Source organism: Sphingobium sp. B2, assembly GCF_007693735.1.
In the GTDB taxonomy this organism is placed as follows: Bacteria; Pseudomonadota; Alphaproteobacteria; order Sphingomonadales; family Sphingomonadaceae; genus Sphingobium; species Sphingobium xenophagum.
Map to the genome: position 1 here is coordinate 1 of NZ_VDBZ01000035.1, position 406 is coordinate 406.

General features: G+C 58.4%; 1 protein-coding gene. It reads left to right on the plus strand.

Features of this window, described 5'->3' with window-relative positions:
* On the plus strand, positions 1-367 hold a 367-nt coding region (locus FE851_RS25900; RefSeq protein WP_145206939.1), incomplete at its 5' end, for an integrase core domain-containing protein.
* Positions 368-406: the final 39 nt, after the last annotated feature.

Sequence of the window (406 nt, forward strand, 5' to 3'; positions counted from 1 at the left end):
GCAGGCGATCCATGCCCGTAGGCCCGGTCCCGATGATGGACTGATCCACCATAGCGACAGGGGAGTTCAATATCTTGCCATGAACTATACCCAGCGCTTGGCCGAGGCCAAACTCGTCCCCTCGGTCGGTAGCGTCGGTGATTCCTACGACAACGCCTTAGCCGAGACGATCAACGGCCTTTACAAGGCCGAGGTCATCTGGCGGCAGCGATCATGGCCAAGCGTTTCGGCCGTGGAAATGGCAACGCTGCGCTGGGTCGATTGGTACAATAATCACCGGCTCTTCGGCCCTATCGGGCACATCCCGCCCGCTGAGGCCGAAGACAATTACTATGCAGCCCTCGAGAACCTCGATATGGCTGCATAGCCAAATGAAAACTGCCTCCTGAAAACCCGGGGCGCTTCA